This window comes from Nocardia sp. NPDC005746, assembly GCF_040630785.1.
GTDB lineage: Bacteria > Actinomycetota > Actinomycetes > Mycobacteriales > Mycobacteriaceae > Nocardia.
The window spans coordinates 45,361-47,534 of sequence record NZ_JBEXYE010000008.1; the positions used below are offsets into that span (position 1 = coordinate 45,361).

The 2,174-nt window shown below is 66.1% G+C and carries 5 protein-coding genes; 1 reads left to right on the plus strand and 4 read right to left on the minus strand.

Annotated elements, in window-relative coordinates; translation table 11 throughout:
* Positions 1–12: 12 nt before the first annotated feature.
* Positions 13–216 carry a hypothetical protein gene (locus tag ABZ412_RS16955; RefSeq protein ID WP_357091198.1) on the minus strand — a complete coding sequence of 68 codons (204 nt, stop codon included), beginning with the start codon at positions 214–216 and terminating at the stop codon, positions 13–15.
* Positions 217–450: 234 nt separating this feature from the next.
* On the opposite strand from ABZ412_RS16955, the gene ABZ412_RS16960 reads away from it, so the two are divergent.
* Positions 451–1,326 (plus strand): hypothetical protein, encoded by an 876-nt coding sequence (locus ABZ412_RS16960; protein WP_357281703.1) that lies wholly within the window; start codon positions 451–453, stop codon positions 1,324–1,326.
* A gap of 166 nt (positions 1,327–1,492) precedes the next feature.
* Here the strand turns inward: ABZ412_RS16960 and ABZ412_RS16965 are convergent, their stop codons facing one another.
* The 3 genes from ABZ412_RS16965 to ABZ412_RS16975 all read right to left on the minus strand — a co-directional run bounded on the left by ABZ412_RS16965 (position 1,493) and on the right by ABZ412_RS16975 (position 2,146).
* Positions 1,493–1,621, minus strand: a complete 129-nt coding sequence (locus ABZ412_RS16965; RefSeq protein WP_357281705.1) for a hypothetical protein — start codon at positions 1,619–1,621, stop codon at positions 1,493–1,495.
* A 39-nt stretch (positions 1,622–1,660) separates the two neighbouring features.
* Positions 1,661–1,807 carry a hypothetical protein gene (locus ABZ412_RS16970; RefSeq protein WP_357281707.1) on the minus strand — a complete coding sequence of 49 codons (147 nt, stop codon included), beginning with the start codon at positions 1,805–1,807 and terminating at the stop codon, positions 1,661–1,663.
* A gap of 120 nt (positions 1,808–1,927) precedes the next feature.
* Positions 1,928–2,146, minus strand: a complete 219-nt coding sequence (locus ABZ412_RS16975; protein WP_357091190.1) for an MbtH family protein — start codon at positions 2,144–2,146, stop codon at positions 1,928–1,930.
* Positions 2,147–2,174 lie beyond the last annotated feature (28 nt).

A 2,174-nucleotide genomic window follows, 5' to 3' on the forward strand; every position in this document is an offset into this window, starting at 1 on the left:
GACGCCGGAGCGCTAGGCCTTCAGCGCGGTCAGTGGGACGAACGGCGCGTAGTCGCAGACGTGCCCGTTGTCCCACTCCCACAGCGAGACCGGGTCCACGGCCACGCCGCTCTGCAGGATGAGCCGCCAGCCGCCGTCCTCCCGCTGCCAGATATCGCCGTCCCGGTCCCAGTAGAGACCGATCACGTGTGGTTCCAGGGGCTCAGGCCGGCTCATATCTCCCTCTCATAGCTAATCTTCAGCGATTGCGCGAGTTCGGGCGCTCCGGGACTCTTTCGTGGTGAGCGTTATTTATGTTCTGAGCAAATATATTTGCCAATCGTTCGCTCACCCACGAAGCTGCGTGCGCGAGTCGAATTCGCTTCACCGAATTCCCGCGGACCGCCGGTATCGTGCACAGCGCATGGTCGGGGAGGACTGCACGACGAGGGCCGAAAGGCGTTGTTGCCCATGAGAATCATCAGCACTGTCGCGGTAGCGCTGAGCGCCGCCGTCCTGTGGTCGGCCGCGCCCGCGCAGGCCGCGCCGGAAACCGGGTCCGCGGATCGGCCGCTGCCGGTCGGGGACACCATCGAACCGGTCATCGACTGCGGGCCGACGGCGGCGCATCCATATCCCGTGGTGGTACTGCCCGGCGGGGACGGCACCACGGATCAGACCGCCGCGCAGTGGGAGACCATGGTCGGCGCACTGCGCGGGGCCGGATATTGCGCGCTGCTGTTCCAGGGCGGTGTGGTGAACGGGAAGCGATGGAACGGCGATATGCCTGCCGAGGCAGGGCAGATCGCGGATTTCATCGGGAAGGTGCGGGAGACCACCGGGGCCGAGAAGGTCGAGATCGTGGCCCACTCGGCGGGGACCATCGTGTCGAACTATTACCTGAAGCTGCTGGGTGGAGCGCCGACGGTGAGCCACGCCGTGTTCATCACGCCCGAGGTGCGCGGCTGCGACGGCGCGGGCGTCCTCGGCATCCCGAATCCGCCCATCACCCCCGTGCAACTGCTGCACGAGCTGCCCGTGCTGAGCACCCTGCTGGCGGCGGCCTCGCCGGAGCTGGCCACGGCCCTGCAGATGACACCGGATTCGCCGGTGTACAAGGCGATTTTCGACACTCGGGTCATCCAGCCCGGGGTCACCTATGCGGTGATCGCGACGCGCCGGGATCAGCTCGCCACGCCCGCGCCGCTGTGCTCGACCCTCGACGAACCGGGCGTCGAGAACGCGGTCTACGAGGACCTGTTCCCGGACGCGGCGCCGGTGGACCATTCCCTGATCCGATCCAGCGCCGAGACCGCGGGCTGGGTCCTGGACCGATTGCGGCGCTGAGCCCCGGGGGGCCGCCAGGACGGATTGTCCTGGCGGCCTTCACACACCTGCCCGAAAGCTGCTACGTAGTCGCCGGCGGCCAGGTGAAGGAGGAGCCGGTGCCCAGCGACTTCGCCAGGAAGCTGAGAAAGTCGTTCACAGCACTACCGCTGAACATGCACGCCTCCTAGACGACCGGAGTCGGGGTAGTGGTGCCGCCACCCGGCTGGGTGACCGAGGTCGAGGAGCCGGAGCCGACCACCTTGGCAATTGCGATGAGCAGGTCGGTCATACCGCTGCCAGTGTAGAAATCCATCGCGATTTCCTTTCGAGAATTTCGTGTGTCCGGCGCGAATTACTTCGCGCTGTGCTTCTTGAGCTTCGGGCCCTTGGGGTTGTAGCTCGCGGTGGAACCGGCACCCAGGAACTTCAGAACCTGGGAGACGACGGCGCCGATGTCGACCGAGGGCGCGGTGCCCGGATCCGGAGGAGTGGTGGTCATGGTGATTCCCTTTCTTTCACGACGCGGACAGACCCCCTCGATGTGTGTTTGTTCTCGGGACCGCCGCACGGGGTCGTTCGACCCCGGGTCTGTGGATGCGGAACTCGGTATTCCGCGGGTCTACTCGGGTTCGACCGCCATGGCCTGAACCAGCGACGCCGGTCGCATGTCGGTCCAGTGTGCCTCGACATAGTCCAGGCAGCTCTGCCGCAGGGCCGGACCGTGCGCGGCGGTCCAGCCGCCGGGGATGGCGGCGAACACCGGCCACAGCGAGTGCTGGGCCTCCTCGTTGACGAGCACGTAGAACTGGGCATTCTCGTCATCGAATGGATTGCTCATGGTGGATCAGCCTTTCTCACCTGGGAAT

What these genes read in the sequence shown, in the direction of transcription:
- ABZ412_RS16955 (WP_357091198.1), bottom strand. Translation starts at nt 216, where the DNA reads ATGAGCCGGCCTGAGCCCCTGGAACCACACGTGATCGGTCTCTACTGG.
- ABZ412_RS16970 (WP_357281707.1), bottom strand. Translation starts at nt 1,807, where the DNA reads ATGACCACCACTCCTCCGGATCCGGGCACCGCGCCCTCGGTCGACATC.
- ABZ412_RS16965 (WP_357281705.1), bottom strand. Translation starts at nt 1,621, where the DNA reads ATGGATTTCTACACTGGCAGCGGTATGACCGACCTGCTCATCGCAATT.
- ABZ412_RS16960 (WP_357281703.1), top strand. Translation starts at nt 451, where the DNA reads ATGAGAATCATCAGCACTGTCGCGGTAGCGCTGAGCGCCGCCGTCCTG.
- ABZ412_RS16975 (WP_357091190.1), bottom strand. Translation starts at nt 2,146, where the DNA reads ATGAGCAATCCATTCGATGACGAGAATGCCCAGTTCTACGTGCTCGTC.